18 protein-coding genes are annotated in these 17428 nt (G+C 62.2%); 12 read left to right on the plus strand and 6 right to left on the minus strand.

Annotation, left to right across the window (positions count from 1 at the left end; all coding sequences use genetic code 11):
- Positions 1 to 8: 8 nt before the first annotated feature.
- Together H621_RS0101665 and H621_RS0101670 are read right to left on the minus strand one after the other, a co-directional pair.
- Positions 9 to 395, minus strand: coding sequence for a GFA family protein (locus H621_RS0101665; protein WP_028941696.1), 387 nt, complete (start codon positions 393 to 395; stop codon positions 9 to 11).
- A gap of 51 nt (positions 396 to 446) precedes the next feature.
- Positions 447 to 776 carry a hypothetical protein gene (locus H621_RS0101670; RefSeq protein WP_028941697.1) on the minus strand — a complete coding sequence of 110 codons (330 nt, stop codon included), beginning with the start codon at positions 774 to 776 and terminating at the stop codon, positions 447 to 449.
- Positions 777 to 938: 162 nt separating this feature from the next.
- Between H621_RS0101670 and H621_RS0101675 the strand changes: the two genes are divergently transcribed.
- The 6 genes from H621_RS0101675 (at position 939) to H621_RS0101700 (ending at position 8566) form a co-directional block, all read left to right on the plus strand.
- Positions 939 to 1892, plus strand: coding sequence for a TAXI family TRAP transporter solute-binding subunit (locus tag H621_RS0101675; RefSeq protein ID WP_028941698.1), 954 nt, complete (start codon positions 939 to 941; stop codon positions 1890 to 1892).
- Between the two features lie 80 nt (positions 1893 to 1972).
- A complete protein-coding gene (locus tag H621_RS0101680; RefSeq protein WP_028941699.1) occupies positions 1973 to 3997 on the plus strand; it encodes a TRAP transporter permease in 2025 nt (674 codons plus the stop codon).
- On the plus strand, positions 3994 to 4380 hold the full coding sequence (locus H621_RS0101685; RefSeq protein WP_028941700.1) for a DUF1850 domain-containing protein: 387 nt from the start codon (positions 3994 to 3996) through the stop codon (positions 4378 to 4380). Before H621_RS0101680 ends, H621_RS0101685 begins: the two co-directional genes overlap by 4 nt.
- 94 nt (positions 4381 to 4474) lie before the next feature.
- Positions 4475 to 4993 carry a sigma-70 family RNA polymerase sigma factor gene (locus H621_RS0101690; RefSeq protein ID WP_028941701.1) on the plus strand — a complete coding sequence of 173 codons (519 nt, stop codon included), beginning with the start codon at positions 4475 to 4477 and terminating at the stop codon, positions 4991 to 4993.
- 5 nt (positions 4994 to 4998) lie between these two features.
- A complete protein-coding gene (locus H621_RS0101695; protein ID WP_028941702.1) occupies positions 4999 to 5973 on the plus strand; it encodes a FecR family protein in 975 nt (324 codons plus the stop codon).
- Positions 5974 to 6052: 79 nt separating this feature from the next.
- Entirely contained in the window at positions 6053 to 8566 is a 2514-nt protein-coding gene (locus tag H621_RS0101700) for a TonB-dependent siderophore receptor (protein WP_028941703.1), read from the plus strand.
- Positions 8567 to 8577: 11 nt separating this feature from the next.
- On the opposite strand, the gene H621_RS0101705 is transcribed toward H621_RS0101700, so the two are convergent.
- Entirely contained in the window at positions 8578 to 9276 is a 699-nt protein-coding gene (locus H621_RS0101705; protein WP_245219007.1) for a methyltransferase family protein, read from the minus strand.
- A gap of 160 nt (positions 9277 to 9436) precedes the next feature.
- Here H621_RS0101705 and H621_RS0101710 point away from each other — a divergent pair, with 160 nt between their 5' ends.
- The 3 genes from H621_RS0101710 (at position 9437) to H621_RS0101720 (ending at position 12158) form a co-directional block, all read left to right on the plus strand.
- On the plus strand, positions 9437 to 9940 hold the full coding sequence (locus H621_RS0101710) for a GNAT family N-acetyltransferase (RefSeq protein WP_028941705.1): 504 nt from the start codon (positions 9437 to 9439) through the stop codon (positions 9938 to 9940).
- Positions 9941 to 10031: 91 nt separating this feature from the next.
- Positions 10032 to 10487, plus strand: coding sequence for a YbaK/EbsC family protein (locus tag H621_RS0101715; protein ID WP_028941706.1), 456 nt, complete (start codon positions 10032 to 10034; stop codon positions 10485 to 10487).
- An 87-nt stretch (positions 10488 to 10574) separates the two neighbouring features.
- On the plus strand, positions 10575 to 12158 hold the full coding sequence (locus tag H621_RS0101720) for a sensor domain-containing diguanylate cyclase (RefSeq protein ID WP_084167899.1): 1584 nt from the start codon (positions 10575 to 10577) through the stop codon (positions 12156 to 12158).
- On the opposite strand, the gene H621_RS0101725 is transcribed toward H621_RS0101720, so the two are convergent.
- Positions 12155 to 12841 (minus strand): TetR/AcrR family transcriptional regulator, encoded by a 687-nt coding sequence (locus H621_RS0101725; protein WP_084167900.1) that lies wholly within the window; start codon positions 12839 to 12841, stop codon positions 12155 to 12157. The genes H621_RS0101720 and H621_RS0101725 overlap by 4 nt on opposite strands.
- 292 nt (positions 12842 to 13133) lie before the next feature.
- Between H621_RS0101725 and H621_RS0101730 the strand changes: the two genes are divergently transcribed.
- The 3 genes from H621_RS0101730 to H621_RS0101740 all read left to right on the plus strand — a co-directional run bounded on the left by H621_RS0101730 (position 13134) and on the right by H621_RS0101740 (position 16486).
- On the plus strand, positions 13134 to 13742 hold the full coding sequence (locus H621_RS0101730; protein ID WP_028941709.1) for an SCO family protein: 609 nt from the start codon (positions 13134 to 13136) through the stop codon (positions 13740 to 13742).
- The gene (locus H621_RS0101735; RefSeq protein WP_028941710.1) at positions 13742 to 14212 is read left to right on the plus strand and encodes a copper chaperone PCu(A)C; all 471 of its coding nucleotides are present in this window, start codon (positions 13742 to 13744) and stop codon (positions 14210 to 14212) included. Before H621_RS0101730 ends, H621_RS0101735 begins: the two co-directional genes overlap by 1 nt.
- A 159-nt stretch (positions 14213 to 14371) precedes the next feature.
- Positions 14372 to 16486: a TonB-dependent receptor gene (locus H621_RS0101740; protein WP_028941711.1), complete on the plus strand. Its 2115-nt coding sequence runs from the start codon at positions 14372 to 14374 to the stop codon at positions 16484 to 16486.
- A 107-nt stretch (positions 16487 to 16593) separates the two neighbouring features.
- Here H621_RS0101740 and H621_RS0101745 read toward each other — a convergent pair whose 3' ends face one another.
- Complete coding sequence (locus H621_RS0101745) at positions 16594 to 17121, minus strand: cytochrome b/b6 domain-containing protein (protein WP_028941712.1); 528 nt, start codon at positions 17119 to 17121, stop codon at positions 16594 to 16596.
- Between the two features lies 1 nt (position 17122).
- On the minus strand, positions 17123 to 17386 hold the full coding sequence (locus H621_RS0101750; protein ID WP_028941713.1) for a PepSY domain-containing protein: 264 nt from the start codon (positions 17384 to 17386) through the stop codon (positions 17123 to 17125).
- Positions 17387 to 17428 lie beyond the last annotated feature (42 nt).

Raw genomic sequence — 17428 nt, forward strand, 5'->3', positions numbered from 1 at the left:
CCGAGTGGTCATTCCATTCTTTCCACCCACCAGCACACCTTCGACCCTATATGCACATGCTTCTGCCGGGCAGGTTCAAAGGGCGTGTCCAGCGTTCCCAGGGCGATACTGATCCAGTCTGGAAAAGCGCCTGCCGCATCAGCCCAGAACAGGTTCGCGCCACAGCACGAGCAAAAGCTGCGGCTGACCGTCGGCGAAGAGTGGTACACGCGCACCAGCCCCTGCGGGTCCAGGCACGTCAGGTCGGCACCGGGCACACTGCCATAGGACGCGAAGGCCGCGCCATGGCCTTTGCGGCACTGGCTGCAATGGCAATGGCTGACGGCCTTGATCGGCGAGTCGATGTGGTAGGTAACGGCGCCGCACAAGCAACTGCCGTGGTAGAGCGCTTTCATCCATCGAGCGTCCGTGAAAAGTCCGTCGAGGATGATACACGCCCCGGGTGACTACCGGCGTGCCACCGCGTGGTGGACGCACTGCTCGTAGTAGGTCTGCTTGATGGCCGCAGGCTTGAGACGTGACTGGCTGTTGTAGGTCTGCTCGGTGATGCCCATGGCGGTCATGCGCATCCAGGGTTTGGGGAATTTGCGCGCCTGTAGTCGTTTGCGCGCCGAGTACAAGGTCACCCCGGCAAGCTTCGATTGTTGCGCGCCAGCGGCTATATCCGAACCCCAACTACACACATAGCGATCATTCTGGCCCAGTGCCTTGGCGTGCGAACCAAGGGACAACGTGGCAAGAAAAACGGTTGCGAGGGTCAATCCATAAGCCCGCATGATGCCTACCTAAGCTATTGAAAGGAAAGCGAGTTTGCCAATGTGACAGAGGGCAGGGGGCCACCAGTAAGGCGTTTTTTTCAGACGGTTCTGAAGGAGGGGCCCGGCAAGTGTCACCATAATCCGGGGTTCGAAAAACAAAACCATAGTGGAGTCAACCCTATGCGATCGAGCATGCGCCTGGGCCTTTTTGCTGCCGCAGCGGCCCTCACCGCCAGCAGTGCGGCATTCGCCGCTCCTACTTTCATCAATATCCTCACCGGCGGTACCAGCGGGGTGTACTACCCCATTGGTGTCGGCCTTTCGCAGGCCTATAGCGCAGGTATCGAGGGTTCCAGGACATCGGTGCAGGCCACCAAGGCGTCGGTTGAAAATCTCAATCTGCTGGAGGCAGGCCGTGGCGAATTGGCCCTGGCCCTGGCCGATTCGGTAGCCGATGCCTGGAACGGCGAAGAAGAAGCAGGCTTCAAGAAGCCGCTGAAAAAGCTGCGGGCGATTGCCAGTACCTACCCCAACTATATCCAGGTCGTTGCCAGTGAAGAGTCCGGCATCAAGACCCTGGAGGACCTCAAGGGCAAGCGCATTTCGGTAGGCGCGCCGAAATCGGGGACCGAGCTCAATGCCCGGGCCATTTTCAAGGCTGCCGGCCTCTCGTATGAAGACATGGGCAAGGTTGAATATTTGCCTTACGCCGAGTCGGTCGAGTTGATCAAGAACCGCCAACTCGATGCCACCTTGCAGTCGGCGGGCCTGGGCATGGCGGCTATCCGCGACCTGGCCTCGACCATGAAGATCCGCTTCGTCGCCATTCCTGCTGATGTCGTCGCCAGCATCGGCAACTCGGCCTACCAGGCTAGCACCATCCCGGCCGGTACCTACGACGGTCAGGACACTGATGTGCCGACGGCGGCGGTGGCCAATATTCTCGTCAGCCAGGAGAAGGTCTCCGATGAACTGGCCTATCAGATGACCAGGTTGATGTTCGACAACCTCAATCGCCTGTCGACCGCACATTCTGTGGCCAAGGACATTTCGCTCGAGACAGCCACCCAGAACCTGCCTATTCCCCTGCACCCCGGCGCCGAGCGCTACTTCAAAGAGCAAGGTGCTCTGTAAGCCATCGCGTATTCGCTGGTCGGGCCTGGTCATGCCAGGTCCGACTTGTTGCACGTTTGTGATCACCGAGGTACTGATCCATGAGTGAACAACCACAAGGCCTGACGGCCGGCGTTGGCAATTGGCCAAAGGCGCTGTTTATCGTCGCCTTGGCCTTTACCACCTTCCAGATAATTACCGCAGCCTTCCACCCGTTCTCAAGCCAGGTGCAGCGTGCCGGGCACGTGGGCTTTTTGCTGATGCTGGTGTTCCTCAGCTACCCGGCACTCGGCAAGGCCCGTCCGTACCAGCCCCTGGCCTGGTTGCTGGGCCTGCTGGGCCTGGGCACGGCGTTGTACCAGTGGTGGTTCGAGGGCGATCTGATCCAGCGTTCGGGTGACTTGTCCCAGGCCGACATGGTGATTGGGCTGATCCTGATCGTCATGGTCTTCGAGGCCGCACGACGGGTCATGGGCAGTGCCTTGCCGATCATCTGTGGCCTGTTCCTTGCCTACGGACTGTTCGGTGAATACCTGCCGGGCGACCTGGCGCATCGTGGCTACGGCCTGGACCAGATCGTCAACCAGTTGTCGTTTGGTACCGAAGGGCTGTACGGCACTCCGACCTATGTATCGGCCAGCTACATTTTCCTGTTCATCCTGTTCGGTGCCTTTCTCGAGCAGGCCGGCATGATCAAGCTGTTCACCGACTTCTCCATGGGCCTGTTCGGCCACAAGGTAGGTGGCCCGGCCAAGGTCTCGGTCGTGTCCTCGGCACTGATGGGCACCATCACCGGTTCCGGGGTGGCCAACGTGGTCACCACCGGACAGTTCACCATTCCGTTGATGAAGCGCTCCGGGTACAAGCCGGCCTTTGCCGGTGGCGTGGAAGCCACCGCCAGCATGGGCAGCCAGATGATGCCGCCAGTGATGGGCGCAGTGGCGTTCATCATGGCCGAGACCATCAACGTGCCGTACATCGAAGTCGCCAAGGCGGCGCTGATTCCGGCGTTGCTGTTTTTCGGCTCGGTGTTCTGGATGGTTCACCTTTCGGCCAAGCAGGCCGACCTTCAGGGCTTGCCCAAAGACCAGTGCCCCAATGCCTGGGCTGCGGTGCGCGAGCGTTGGTACCTGCTGATTCCATTGTTCGTGCTCGTGTACCTGTTGTTCTCCGGCCGCACGCCGTTGTTCTCAGGCATGGTCGGCCTTGCCCTGACGGCAATCGTCATTCTCGGCTCGGCACTGATTCTCAAGGTGTCCAGCACCGGCTTGCGGGTGGCATTCTGGATCGCGCTGGGGGTGCTGTGTGCCGGATTCTTCCAGTTGGGCATCAGTGTGATCTTTGCCGTGATCGCTGCCCTGGTGGCGGTCTGCTGGTTCATCAAGGGCGGGCGCGATACCTTGCGGGTCTGTCTCAATGCGCTGGTGGAAGGCGCTCGTCATGCCGTACCAGTGGGTATCGCCTGTGCGCTGGTCGGGGTGATCATCGGCATCGTCAGCCTGACCGGCATTGCCACCACCTTTGCGGGCTACATCCTGGCTATCGGCGAGGACAGCTTGCTGTTGTCTCTGGTGCTGACCATGCTCACCTGCCTGGTATTGGGCATGGGCATCCCGACCATCCCCAACTACATCATCACCAGTTCCATCGCCGCGCCGGCATTGATGGAACTGGGTGTTCCGCTGATCGTTTCGCACATGTTCGTGTTCTACTTCGGCATTCTCGCCGACCTCACGCCGCCGGTGGCACTGGCCTGCTTTGCCGCCGCGCCGATCGCCCGGGCGTCGGGCCTGAAGATCAGCCTGTGGGCGGTACGCATCGCCGCTGCCGGTTTCGTGGTGCCGTTCATGGCGGTCTACGACTCGGCGCTGATGCTGCAGGGTGACAGTGTGTGGGCGAGTGTCTACATGGTGTTCAAGGCAGCGTTTGCCATTGGGCTGTGGGGCGCGGCGTCGATCGGCTACCTGAGAGGGCATCTGACCTGGTGGGAGCGTGTAATGGCACTGCTCGTGGGCGGCCTGCTGATTCTGGCGGTGCCGATGACCGATGAGGTGGGCTTTGCCTTGGGCCTGCTGTTGCTCGGCCAGCACCTGTGGCGTACCCGCAGGGCTGTGGCGCTGGCGTGATCGGATTGTGCATGGGGTTGGCCGGGGTGGTGTGGAGCCAGTTGTTGGTGGACGACTTCACCCTGGCCTGGAACCACAGCATCGAGAAGGTCCGCTGGGAGGAGGACTATCGCGTCGCGCCCTCGGGGTTGCTGCTCGGGGAAGCACGGGTGAAGGGCTCGGGCGCTGGCATGGAGATCCCCGACGATGCCCGCTTGCACGACGGCAGTTGGCATTACCAGCGCCAATTGCCGCCGTTGCAGCCCCTGCGCCTGGGGCGTACGCCCCAGGCCGGGGACTATCACCTGTGCATCGACGGCCGCTGCCTGGTCTTGAGCCATTGGCTGGGGCCGCCACAGGCGAGTCAGCCTGCGGTGGAGATGTGGAGCTGCGAGTTGGGCTGAAGGGCAGGCGCCTATCGATTCAACGGTTGCCGGGCGACCGTAGTGTCGATACCATTCGGAACAATTCTCACTTACATCTTTTCCAGGTGCGTCCATGTCTGCTGCCGAGCCGACCTTCCAGCGTGCGATCCATGAGCTGTACAACGAGCATCATGGATGGTTGTTCACCTGGCTGCGCCGCAAGCTGCGTTGCCCGCAGAATGCCGCCGACACCGCCCACGATACGTTCCTGCGTATCCTGGGATCACGCGATTCGCTGGTGGGCATCCGCGAGCCGCGGGCATTCCTCAGCACCACCGCGCGCCGGTTGATCATCGACAAGGCCCGCCGCCAGCACATCGAAGATGCCTACCTGCGCGAGCTGGCGCTGACCGTCGATGTGCTCGAAGGCCATCAGTCACCCGAGCAGATCCTCACCACCCTCGAAGCCCTGGAGCAGATCGCCTTTGTACTCGAAGGCCTGAACGACAAGGTGCGCCAGGCCTTCGTCGACTACTACCTCGACGAACTGACCCAGGTCCAGATCGCCCAGCGTCTGGAAGTGTCCGAGCGCATGGTGCGCAAGTACCTGTTGCAGGCGCTGATGCACTGCAACCAGGCCCTGGATGTGTGAGGCCAATGCACGTCGATGACAGCATCGAGGCCCAGGCTGCCGAGTGGGTCCTGCGCCTGGGCGAAGGCGAGCTGAGCGAGCAGGAGCGCCAGGCGTTCGAGCGCTGGCGCCAGCTCGACAGCCGCCACCAGGCCACGTTCGATCGCATCAGCAGCGTGGTTGCGCAGCTTCACGGCCTGTGCTCGCAGCGCCGGCCCGTACGGGCTGCACTGGAGGCCAACGGCAAGCGTCGCAACAAGGTACCGCGTGCGCGCCACCTGTTGGGCCTGGGCGTTCTACTGGCCAACCTGGGGCTGGTGATGCACTTGGGCGGCTACCGCATCGATGACCTGTTCGTCGACCTGCACACCGCGCCAGGCGAGTGGCATACCCGTACGCTGGAAGACGGCTCGCGTATCACCCTGTATGGCAACAGCGCTGTCGATCTGAACCTCGGCAGTGGCCAGCGTCGCGTCGAGTTGCTGCGCGGTCAGGTGCTGGTGGACGTTGCGCCAGACCCGGGCCGGCCGTTCGTGGTGGTCACGGATGAAGGCAGTTTCAAGGCCCTGGGCACGCGTTTTGTGGTCAGCCGTGGGCAAGGCCAGAGCGAGTTGAGCATGTTGCACTCCAGCGTGGCGGCGCAAAGCGCGGACCACAGCCAGGCGCTGGAGGTGCGCAGCGGCGGGCGCGTATGGGTGCGTCCCGATGCAGTGGGCCGGCTGCCGGATATCGACCCTGCCAGCTTCGAGCAGGCCTGGCAGGGGCATCAACTGGTGGTCGAGCAATGGCCGCTGCCCAAGGTGCTGGAGGCACTGGGGCGTCAGCGTCGCGGGCACCTGCAATTCGATGCGGCGGCTCTGGCCGATCTGAAGGTGTCTGCCGTACTGCCACTGGACGATACCCAGCGTGCCTTGCAGCTGCTGGCCCAGGCCTTGCCGATCCGTCTGCAGTCGTTTACGCCGCTGTGGACGCGCATCGAACGACGACCAGCTGAAAAATAATCATTTCCATCGGTTCCGCATTGTCAGCGTGGCCCGTCAAGCAAAGGGCCAACATGATTAAAACAGGAGCCGTTGCACCATGCGTCGATTTGCTGCCTCACCCACCCTGAGCCCCATTGCGCTGTGTATTCACCTGGCCTGTGCCGGGGTGGTCGTGGCCATGCCGCAACTGGCTGTGGCCCAGTCCCAGCAGCGTTACGACATTCCGGCCGGGCCGCTGAGCACTGCGCTGAACCGCTTTGCCCAGCAGGCCGGTGTCGCCCTGGTGTTCCAGGCTGATGAACTGGCGGGGCGTGCCAGCCATGGCCTGGTCGGCAACTACACCGTGGAAGACGGTTTTGCCACCTTGCTCGACGGTAGCGGCTATCGCAGCAGCCAAAGCGACGACGGTTATGTGCTGTTGCCGGTGCTCGATCTGCAGTCCGGGCAAACCCTGGAGCTGGGCGTGACCACCGTGGCCGGGCAGGGCATGGGGGAAAGTACCGAGAACACCGGCAGCTATGCGCCGGGCCTGATCAGCGTCGGTTCCAAGTCGCCCACCAGTCTGCGGGAAACGCCACAGTCGGTCTCGGTGATTACCCGTCAGTTGATCGAAGACCAGCAGATGACCGACATCAACGAAGCGATGAAGGCCACGCCTGGGGTGATTACCCAGAGCACCACCTTCCGTATCCAGGACTTCATCTCCCGCGGCTTCTCCATCCAGAACCTGCAGATCGACGGCGCTGCCCCCCAGGCGCTGGGTACTGCCATGGGCTCGTTCTACTCCTCGAACATCTTCGACCTGGCCGAGTTCGACCACGTCGAAGTGCTGCGTGGTTCGGCGGCGCTGTTCGGTGGCTCGGGCGACCCTGGTGGCATTATCAACCTGGTGCGCAAACGGCCAATGGCCTACAACCAGCTCAAGCTGACCCTGAGCGCCGGCAGCTGGGACAACTACCGCCAGGAGCTGGACCTTACCGGCCCCATGGGCTGGGACGGTCGCCTGCGTGGGCGTCTGGTGGTGGCCAATACCGACCGCCAGTACTTCGTCGACAAGCGCAGCACACAAAAGCCGCTGGTGTACGGGGTGATGGAGGCTGATCTCACCGACGCCGACATGTTCACTTTCGGCGTGCGCTACAACAAATCCCATGAAAACGGCACCCAGAGTTCGGTGCCACGCTACAGCGACGGTGCCGACCTGGGCCTGCCGCGGCACACCGGCCTGACCCAGAGCTGGGCGTTTGCCGACACTACCGCGCGTGAGTATTTCGCCAAGTACGACCACCGCTTCAACGACGACTGGAAGCTCAACCTGTCGTACACCAACATCTGGGATGTGTCCTGGTTCAAGACCGCCTCTACCCTCAATGCGGTCAGCCCCACCACCGGCACTGGGGTGACGTGGTACGGTACCCAGAGCCGCCAGGAAAACGAGCAGCACCTGTACGACGTCAACCTGGCCGGCGACTTCCAGGCCTTTGGCCTCGATCACCAACTGGTGGTGGGCGCCGATTACCAGCGCATCGACAGCCGCTGGCTGGGCACTGCGCCGCACCCGGGCTTTGGCGGGCCGGTGAACGTCTTCGGCCCGGCGGCAACGCCCTGGGAGGAGCCGGCCAATCACACCGACTACAGCCGCGACTACAACCCCAATGCTCAGCGTCAGTACGGCCTGTACTCCAGCCTGCGCCTGCAGTTGGCCGAACCGTTGCACCTGATCGTCGGTGCCCGGGCCCAGCGCTATCACTTCAACCAGACCTACCAGACCCGCAGTGGCGATGTGTGGAGCCCGGTGTCGGATGTCGACCAGCGCATCGGCACCAAACTCACGCCCTTCGGCGGTATCGTCTACGACCTGAGCGATCAGTGGTCGGCCTACGCCAGCTATTCGGAAATCTACAAGCCCCAGGCCAACAAGCTCTCCGGCCCACAGCCAGGCAGCCCGATCGAGCCGATGAAGGGCAAAACCTACGAGACCGGCGTCAAGGGCGAACTGTTCGACGGCGCCTTGAACACCAACATCGCCCTGTACTACACCACCCGCGAAAACGAGGCAGTGATCGACCCGGCCTACGCCGGCACCAGCAGCCTGTTCGCCGGTAGCTGCTGTTACCTGAGCAACGGCAAGGTGGTAAGCAAGGGTGTGGACATCGAAGCCTCTGGCGAACTGCTGCCGGACTGGACCCTGATCGGTGGCTACACCTTCAACCTCAACCGTAACCGCAGTGCCGATGTCCCGCTGAGCACGGTCATGCCCAAGCACCTGTTCAAGCTCTACACCACCTACCGCCTGCCAGGCGTGCTGCACGACTTCAAGGTGGGCGGCGGTGTGCAGGTGCAGAGCGCCACCTATGTGTCGGGTACCACCACGCGCTTCAATCCCGATGGCAGCGTGGCCCAGAGCAACGTGCCGTTCGACTTCGGCCAGGGTGGCTATGCCACCTGGAACGCGCTGGTGGACTACAAACTGGACGAGCACTGGGACCTGGCGCTCAACGGCAACAACCTGTTCGACAAGAAGTACTACCAGACCGTCGGCACCTCGACCTATGGCAACTACTACGGCGACCCGCGCAACTTTATGCTGACCCTGCGCGGTACTTACTGACCAGGCTTGCGCTACCAGAGGCCGGGCATCAGTTTCCAGCGCACCCGTTGGGCGTAGGCGGCGTACCCGGCAAGTTCGGCCTGCAGCAAGCGGTCTTCCCAGCCGGTACGCACCACCAGCAGCGCTGCGGCCAGGGCGGCCGGGAGCAGCGCCCAGAACGAGCCCAGCGCCAGCGCCATGCCGAAAAATAGCCAGAGCGCGGCGATGTAGCCGGGGTGGCGGACAAAGCGGTAGGGGCCGTTGTCGATCACCCGTTGCTGGCGCTCGGACTGGATACGTACGCCGGGCTCGAAGAACGGATTGACTGCCTGCGCCCAGGCGGTCACCGCGATCCCTGCAAGAATGCCGAGGTAGCCCAGCAGTACCATCCAGCCCGGTACTGATGACCCGTGAAAGCGCCCGGCATCGAGCGCCGCCACGGGCAACACGGCGGTCATCGCCGGCAGAATGATTGCCAGCAAGGCCTTGTCCCAGCGTTTGGTGCCGGGTTGAAAGCGGCTGCGCGCGCGGTAGATCACCGGGTTGACCCGGGCCAGTATCAGGGCCGAGACACCAAAGCCCACCACCAGCACGCCGAGAAACCTCCAGCCGGGAGCCCAGGTGAGACTGCCGGCGGGCAGGAAGATCAAGGCCAGCAGCGCCAGTGGCAGGACGATCGCGTAGGCGAGGACGCTGCGGCGGGACATCGGTGGTGGGTCTATCGCCTTCATGGAGGACCTCCTTGTGGGAGCGGCGGTGCGACGTCTCGACTTGCCCCGCGATCCGGCATTGATAACAATGGCGCCCGCCAATCAGGCACCCTTGTTTTTAGACCGAGATCCCCATGCTTTCGATCCATGATTCCTGCCTGTCTGCTTTCGAGGCCCAGCCATGAGCGAACTCACCGTCGAGCTGCTGCAAACCGGCCCCGAACACGTCGAACTGATCCGCAACCTCTACCAGTTCTATGCCTATGAGTCCTCGGACTGGGAGCAGGAAGACGTGGAGGCGGACGGCCGTTTCTACATTCATGACGAGCACCTGCTGCGCTACTGGCAAGAGCCGGACTGGAGCGCCAACCTGATTCTGGTCGAGGGTTTCATTGCAGGCTTCATGCTGATCGAGCGCAGTGAACTGCCGGCGTTCAATGCGTTGGAGCTGGCCGACCTGTTCATCCTCAGGCGCTACCGGCGCAAGGGCATCGCCAGCGCATTGGCCAGCCAGGTATTGATGAGCGGGGAGAGCGACTGGTTGATCCGTTACTACGACCAGGACGAAACCGCCCACGCATTCTGGCGCAAGGTACTCGACGCGTTGCCACGGCCGGTCCGGGCCATTGAGCTGGATGATGAACCCGACCTGCAGAATTTCCTGGTGACGCGGGCGTTGCACTGACCGGTCGGGTGCTTGCCAAGTGTGAGGGGGTCATGTTCCATTGCGGCTTTGGGTCAAACCGCAACGCCTCAATCACAAGGACACGTCACTCATGAGCTTGCAGTCAGTCCGGGCTTATTTTGCCCATCACGCCCCCGATATCGAAGTCGTCGAGCTGGGTACCAGCACCGCCACCGTCGCCCTGGCCGCCGAGGCCCTGGGGGTCGAACATGGCCAGATTGCCAAGACCCTGTCACTGCGGGTGGGCGAGGAGGTCATTCTGCTGGTCACCCGGGGCGATGCGCGCCTGGACAACCGCAAGTACAAGCAGCACTTTGGCGTCAAGGCGCGCATGCTCGATGCCGCGCAGGTCGAAGAGGCGACCGGGCACCCGGTCGGTGGCGTCTGCCCGTTCGGGCTGGTGCGGCCGTTGTCGGTGTATTGCGATGTGTCGCTCAAAAGCTTTTCCGTTGTATTCCCGGCAGGCGGCGCACCCAACGCTGCGGTGCGGATCGAGCCAGGACACCTGGCAAGCCTGGTGGGCGCGCAGTGGGTGGACGTGGTGTAACGGTCCCGCTTCCACTGTAGGCGCGGGCTTGCCCCGCGACCCATAACAGCTAGGCTACAAACGCAGGATTTACCTACGGCAGGAAGCATGAAGTACTTACGTCCGAACGCCATCGGCCTACGCGGCCTGATCCTTACCTTCGTCCTCCTGGCCGTCATGGCCACGCTGTGCAACAGCCTGTGGGTGGCCTATGGCGTACAGCGCGATGCGTTGATCCACTCACGCCTGGAGGCGAACCGCGCCTACGCCTCCAAGGTCGCTTCGAGCATCGGCCAGTTCCTGAGTTCGGCCCACCATCATCTGGGCTACAGCAGCCAGATGGTTGCCCGGGACTTTGGCAACCCGCAGTTGCTCAAGGATGAAGCCGTGCGCTTGCACGCCCAGGACACCGACTTCAACGCCGTGCGCATTATCGACGCCAGTGGCAAGGTCCTGCAGGCGTACCCCGATCAGGCGCACTTGATCGGTACCACATTGAGGTCCGATGAAATCCAGCAGGCACTCAAGGAGCGCCGCCCTCTGGTCAGTCATGCCTATGTGACGGTAACGGGCAACCTGATCGTGTTTATCTCCAATCCCATTTTCAGTGCGGCCGGGGAGTTTCTCGGTGTCGTTGGTGCATCGGTATTCATCCGTGACCAAGGCGTGCTGCACACGCTGATCGGCAACCACTATCACCATGACGGTACCTACGCCTTCGTTGCCGACGACAACCGGCGCCTTTTGTATCACTCTGATCATCCGCGTATCGGCGAAGTGCTTACTTCAAGCCCGACCGTCGATGCTGCCTTGCGCGGCGAAAACGGGGCCATGGATGTGCCGAACCTAAAGGGCATCCAGATGCTGGCCGGATACGCCCAGGTGAAGAACGCCAACTGGGCGGTGGTCGCGCAGCAGCCCAGGGCGCTGGCCTTGGCGCCGCTGGAAACACTGATGCGCGACATGCTGATCAAGATCGTGCCGGCGGGCCTGGTGGGGCTGATATTGATTCTGCTCGGCACCATGTTGATTACCCGGCCGTTGCAGCAGCTGGCAAAAAGCGCCAACCGCCTGTCGGCCCCGAATACGTCTGAAGAGCTGAATGCCATCAATGCCTGGTACCGGGAGGCGGCGGCCATTCGCCAGGCCTTGCTCGGCAGCGTGCAGCGGGTGCGGCAAAAAATCGGCAGCCTCAGCCAGGCCGCCCAGAGCGATGCATTGACGGGGCTGGCCAACCGCCGGGCAATGGATGCCTCGTTGCAAGCACTCGATCAGACGGAACGCGACTATGCCGTGCTGGCCCTGGATATCGACCACTTCAAACGGGTCAACGACACCTTTGGCCATGACGTCGGCGACATCGCCCTCAAACAGGTGGCTGCGATCATTCAGCAGTGTTCCCGCGCCGAAGACCTGGCCTGCCGTGCCGGTGGCGAGGAGTTCGTGCTGGTGCTGCCGGAATCCAGCCTGGAGGCGGCCCGGGACATTGCCGAACGCATCCGCCATACCGTTGCTACCACCGAAATAGCCCAGGTGGGAACACTCACGATCTCGATCGGCGTGGCCTGCCGCAGCGTCGATTCGCAGGCTTCCGGGGCCATTCTCAAGCGCGCCGACCAGCGCTTGTACCGTGCTAAAACCGGGGGCCGTAACCGCGTGGTGGCCGACGACGCCGAGGTGCAGAGCGCCTAGGCCGGCATCACGCCGCGCAGCACCAGGCGAGTGATGCTGGCCACGGCGTTGTCCAGGTCGGTGTCGCTGGCCTTGCTCTTGTGCGCATCGCTTACAAGGTGGGCGCCGAAATTGGCATAGGCCTGGGTGGTCGACCAGAGACTGATGAGCAGGTGCCGGGCATCGATGGCGGCCAGTTGGCCGTTGTCGATCCACTGTTGCAGGCACTCGACACCCCGGTCCACTTCATGCTGCAGGCGCACCGCATGCTCGCGGGGCAGGTGCCGCGCGCCGTGCATCATTTCCGCGACAAAGACTTTCGCCGCCCACGGACGGGTGCGAATGATCTTGAACTTGGCGCGGATCAATCGCTCCAGGGCCTCCCGCGGCGAGTTTTCCGGGCGCAACTGGGTAAAGGCGTCCAGATAGCGCTGGGCGACACTGTCGAGTACCTGCCGGTAGAGGTTTTCCTTGGACAGGAAGTAATAGTTCACGTTGGCCTTGGGCAAACCGCTCAACTGCGCAACCTCGCTCAGGGTGGTGGCGGCGAAACCGTTACGGGCGAACGCTTTGGCTGCAACCCGCAAAATCAGCGCGCGATTGCGCCGCCCCGGCTCGTTGGGCCTTTTCTCCACCGCCCGGGCACTGACATAGGGCACGCCGGCGGGTGTGCCCTGGGTAGGTTCATACAACAGGTTTTCCATCGGTGTTCTCGCCTGGCTGGGCCATTCGTCACGCAATATACAAAATTATATAGCGGTAGAGGTGAGCTTTGTGAGGCACTTGATCGGATGGGCGGGCAGGGTGGTAGTGGGTTATCGGTTGGTTGAGGTTCTTGTCACATTCTGCGACAACGGGCCGCACCCCGTAATTAAAGGGTTACAGACGTACGGAGCGATCGGCGCTGGAACCCCGGCGGGCCCACATGACAAAATGTCGCGCTTTTTCGACAGGCCTCGCATACGAGGCGAAACACCTTCCCAAAAGGATGGTTACATGACTGATTTACTGACCCGGCGCCAGGTCATGGCCGGGATCAGCCTGCTGAGCCTCGGGGTTCTGGCAGGTTGCGACAGAGGCGGTGGCGCCTTGTCGTTCAAGTACGGCAAGGACATGAGCAACAAGATCCTTGGCCGTTCCTTCAAACTCAAGGACACCCAGGGCAACGAACGTACGCTGTCCAGCTTCTGGGGCACCATGCCCATGGTGTTCTTCGGCTTTACCCAGTGCCCGGCGGTGTGTCCGACCACCCTGGCGCGCGCGGCGCAGATCAAGAAGCTGATGGGCCGCGATGGCGGCTTCTTGCAGGTGGTGTTCATCAGCCTGGATCCGGAACGTGACACCCCCGAGGTGCTCGATGCCTACGTCAAGGCGTTCGACCCTTCGTTCGTGGCGTTGTCCGGCACCCTTGAGGAAACCGCCGCAGCCGCCAAGGAATTTGGCGTGTTCTACGAAAAGGTCCCGGCGGGCGATACCTATACGATCTCGCACACCTCGACCAGCTACGTCTTCGACTCCCGTGGCCAGCTGCGCCTGGGACTGTCCCATTCACTGACCGCCAAAGAGTGTACGGAAGATCTGCTCACGGTCATGGAGGTATGTTGATGCGCTATCCAACCCTCAAACGCACCCTGGCCGCCCTGGCTGTTTTCGGCCTGGCCCTGCCGGCATTGGCCGACACCAGCGTCACCGATGCCTGGGTTCGTGCCACCGTGGCGCACCAGCAGTCCACCGGTGCCTTCATGACCTTGACCGCCAGCAGCGACAGCAAGCTGGTGGACGTGCAGTCGCCTGTGGCCGAAATCGTCCAGGTACACCAGATGACCATGAACAACGACGTCATGGGCATGAAGCAGGTGCAGAGCGTCGACTTGCCCGCCGGCAAGGCCGTCAGCCTCGACCCCAACGGCTACCACGTGATGCTGATGAAGCTCAAACAACAGGTCAAGGAAGGCGAGCAGGTGCCCCTGACCCTGGTGATCGAAGACGCCAAGGGCCAGAAGCAGACCCTCGAGATCAACGCGCCGGTACGTGCCTTGAACGCCGAAATGCATGAGCACAAGCACATGCATTGATCGCCCCGCGATGGTTAAAAAAAGCCAGGCTGCAGTCCACGACTGCAGCCTGGCTTTTTTGTGCGCGTCTTCAAAACTTCTACAGTAATAGCGTTCACTTCTCATTTACAAATCGTTACCATTCGCACCCTTCTTTACAATCTTTACAAAAAGGAACGCATGGTGGCATTTTCGCGCATTCGCCCGGCCTCTCTTTCCGTGCTGGGCATGTTGGTTGCTCCAGCGCTGCAAGCCGAAACCCTGGCTATACCGGCAACCTCGGTCAACAGCAGTTATGAAGAACAGAGCTACAAGGCCAGCGAAAGCAAGACCGCGCTGAAAATCGATGCCCCGCTGCGCGACATCCCGCAGACGGTCAACGTCGTGCCGCAAAGCGTGATCAAGGACCAGGGCGCGCAGTCGATGGAAGACGTGCTCAAGAACGTGCCCGGTATCGGCCTGTCCAACGGCGACGGCCAGCGCGACCAGGTCACCATCCGTGGCTTCAGCGCCATCGGTGACATGTACGTCGATGGCCTGCGCGACGATGCCCTGTACTATCGCGACCTTTCCAATGTCGAGCGGGTCGAGGTGATCAAGGGCCCGGCGGCGGTGCTGTACGGGCGCGGGTCGTCGGGTGGCCTGATCAACAACGTCAGCAAGAAGCCCAACTTCAACCCGGTGCAGGAAGCGGGCGTAACCTTCGACAGCGAAGGCAAGCGCCGCACCCAGTTCGATGCTGGCTGGGCCGACCAGCAGCAGGGCGACAAAGCGTTCCGCATCACTGGCGCCCTGGAAGACAGCGACACCTTCCGCGATGACGGCTACATCGACCGCAAGGCCATCGCGCCGACCGCCTACTTCAAGCTCTCCGACGACCTGGACCTGACCGTCGGCGCCACCTACCTGTATGACAAGCGCCTGATCGATTTCGGCATTCCCGCCCTGGGCGATCGCCCGGTGGATGTCGACCGCGACAAGCGTTTTGGCGCCGGCGACCCGGATGACGACTACGCCCGCAGCGAAGTGTTCTCGTTCACCGCAGGCGTTGATTACCGCCTCAACGACGACTTCACTCTGAGCAACACCAGCCGCTACTACCACTACGACCTGGACCGCAACAATACCCTGGCCGATGCCAGCCCCACGCGTTTTGTCACCGCTGCCAATGGTGAATTGCTGGTCAAACTCAACCGCGGCAATGTGCAGCGCACCGAAGACGGCTGGTTCAACCAGACCGAGCTCAAGCACCAGGCGCAACTGGCCGGCATGAACCACAACCTGCTGTACGGGGTGGAGTTGGGCCGTCAGGTCAAGGATCAGTCGGTGTTCAGCCAGAACAACGTGGCCCAGGTACCGGTGTTCCGCGAGGGGCTGGTGGATGTGCCGTTCCAGGCCAACCGCCAGACCACCAAGGGCACCACCACCCAGGACACCGCCGGCTTCTACGTGCAGGACCTGATCGACCTGGCTCCGCAGTGGAAGGCTCTGGTCGGGGTACGCTACGACGTGTTCGAGCAGGAATACGCCGATGACCTCAGCGGCGCCGACCTCACCCGTACCGACACCACTTGGAGCCCGCGTATTGGCCTGGTGTTCCAGCCCGACCAGATCCAGTCCTACTACGTATCGGTCAGCCGCTCCTACCAGCCCTCGTCCGAGGTGTTTGCCCTGAGCACCGGCAACCAGGGGCTGGAGCCGGAAGAAACCACTAACTACGAGATCGGTGCCAAATGGGACCTGCTCGACAGTCGCCTGTCGGTGACGGCTGCGGTGTTCCGCCTGGAGCGCACCAACATGAAGACCACCGATCCGGCCAACCCGGCCAACCTGGTGTTGTCGGGCGAGCAGCGTACCGATGGTGTCGAAACGACCGTCAGCGGTCAGCTGACAGACAAATGGCAGGTGTATGGTGGTTTTGCCTTCCTGGATGCGGAAATCACCAAGTCCAACAGCAGCACCAACGGCGTAGCTAACGAAGGCCAGACCCCAACGTTGACCCCGCGCACCAGTGCCAACCTGTGGCTGGTGCGCTCCCTGACCGAAACCTGGCGGGTGGGCATGGGTGCCAACTATGTGGACCAGCGCTACACCGCGCTGGACAACGTGGTGGTGATGCCGTCCTACACCACCGTCGATGCGGCCTTGCTGTACAACCAGCCGAAGTGGGACATGGCACTGCGTTTGCGCAACGTGTTCGACCGCGACTACTACGCCTCGGCCCACGGCTCGGTCGACCTGATTACTCCGGGCGCACCGCGCACCCTGGAGCTGAGCACCCACTATCGCTTCTGAGGTTGTGATTGCCGACCACGACCGCTGTGCGGCCGATCGCAGGCTGGCGAGGAACGAGGCTGCGATCGGCTGCGCAGCAAGCGCCATGCAGTCACCTGGTGTTGTAGTCAGCGGCTGCGCCGCCTACCGGTGATCATCGACAGCGGCAGGTTCTCTTTAAGCCGCAGGCTCTCGAACACCGCCGCGGCGATGTGTACACAGGCCAGCCCCAGCAAGGTGTTGGCCATGTACTCGTGAATATCGCGCGGCAGTTCTTCACCCCAGAAGTAGTCCACTTCCTCCATCAGAAAACCGCTGACACCCAGCCCGACCATCAACAGCATCATCAGCACCATGACCAGTGCGCCGATGGGCGAGTGGCCGAGGCGGTGATAGTCCTTGCCCTGGATCAGCGCGTGCAGGTGCCATTTGAGCCGGGCAGGGGTGGGCCAGAAGTCGGACCAGCGCGCTGCCGGTGTACCTACAAACCCCCATAGCGTCCGGGCCAGCACAATGGCCACGGCGTAGTAGCCCAGCCAGCGGTGCCAGCCATCACCTTCTTCGGTGAAGAAGTAGCCCCCGACAAAGGCCACCACCAGCGACCCGTGGCAAAACCGCACCATGGGGTCCCAAAGGCGCAGTGTGTCGGCCTTCACGTCAGTCGATCTCTTCTTTCACCTTCTTGCCCGTGACCGGGTCGAAGTAGATTTCCACTTTGCGCTTGTCCTTGTCCCAGCCATAGATCTCGTAGCAGTTGCCGTCAGTGATCTTGAACTTCTTGATCTCGTAACCTTGCTTTTTCAGCTCTTGCTGGAAGTTGTCCGGGTCTTGCCACTGGACCTTGTCGGCCTTGGAACATTCGGTCTTGGCCATCGCCAGCGGGCTGGCAACAAGCAGTGCGGCAAGCAGAAGGGGAGGCATACGCATGACAAGTCCTCGCGATTATGAAAAACGCGGCAGCAC

Source organism: Pseudomonas vranovensis DSM 16006, assembly GCF_000425805.1.
Classification (GTDB): domain Bacteria; phylum Pseudomonadota; class Gammaproteobacteria; order Pseudomonadales; family Pseudomonadaceae; genus Aquipseudomonas; species Aquipseudomonas vranovensis.

Coding starts and splice junctions, on each gene's coding strand:
- H621_RS0101665 (WP_028941696.1), bottom strand. CDS start 395: ATGAAAGCGCTCTACCACGGCAGTTGCTTGTGCGGCGCCGTTACCTAC.
- H621_RS0101670 (WP_028941697.1), bottom strand. CDS start 776: ATGCGGGCTTATGGATTGACCCTCGCAACCGTTTTTCTTGCCACGTTG.
- H621_RS0101675 (WP_028941698.1), top strand. CDS start 939: ATGCGATCGAGCATGCGCCTGGGCCTTTTTGCTGCCGCAGCGGCCCTC.
- H621_RS0101680 (WP_028941699.1), top strand. CDS start 1,973: ATGAGTGAACAACCACAAGGCCTGACGGCCGGCGTTGGCAATTGGCCA.
- H621_RS0101690 (WP_028941701.1), top strand. CDS start 4,475: ATGTCTGCTGCCGAGCCGACCTTCCAGCGTGCGATCCATGAGCTGTAC.
- H621_RS0101695 (WP_028941702.1), top strand. CDS start 4,999: ATGCACGTCGATGACAGCATCGAGGCCCAGGCTGCCGAGTGGGTCCTG.
- H621_RS0101700 (WP_028941703.1), top strand. CDS start 6,053: ATGCGTCGATTTGCTGCCTCACCCACCCTGAGCCCCATTGCGCTGTGT.
- H621_RS0101705 (WP_245219007.1), bottom strand. CDS start 9,276: ATGAAGGCGATAGACCCACCACCGATGTCCCGCCGCAGCGTCCTCGCC.
- H621_RS0101710 (WP_028941705.1), top strand. CDS start 9,437: ATGAGCGAACTCACCGTCGAGCTGCTGCAAACCGGCCCCGAACACGTC.
- H621_RS0101715 (WP_028941706.1), top strand. CDS start 10,032: ATGAGCTTGCAGTCAGTCCGGGCTTATTTTGCCCATCACGCCCCCGAT.
- H621_RS0101720 (WP_084167899.1), top strand. CDS start 10,575: ATGAAGTACTTACGTCCGAACGCCATCGGCCTACGCGGCCTGATCCTT.
- H621_RS0101725 (WP_084167900.1), bottom strand. CDS start 12,841: ATGGAAAACCTGTTGTATGAACCTACCCAGGGCACACCCGCCGGCGTG.
- H621_RS0101730 (WP_028941709.1), top strand. CDS start 13,134: ATGACTGATTTACTGACCCGGCGCCAGGTCATGGCCGGGATCAGCCTG.
- H621_RS0101735 (WP_028941710.1), top strand. CDS start 13,742: ATGCGCTATCCAACCCTCAAACGCACCCTGGCCGCCCTGGCTGTTTTC.
- H621_RS0101740 (WP_028941711.1), top strand. CDS start 14,372: ATGGTGGCATTTTCGCGCATTCGCCCGGCCTCTCTTTCCGTGCTGGGC.
- H621_RS0101750 (WP_028941713.1), bottom strand. CDS start 17,386: ATGCCTCCCCTTCTGCTTGCCGCACTGCTTGTTGCCAGCCCGCTGGCG.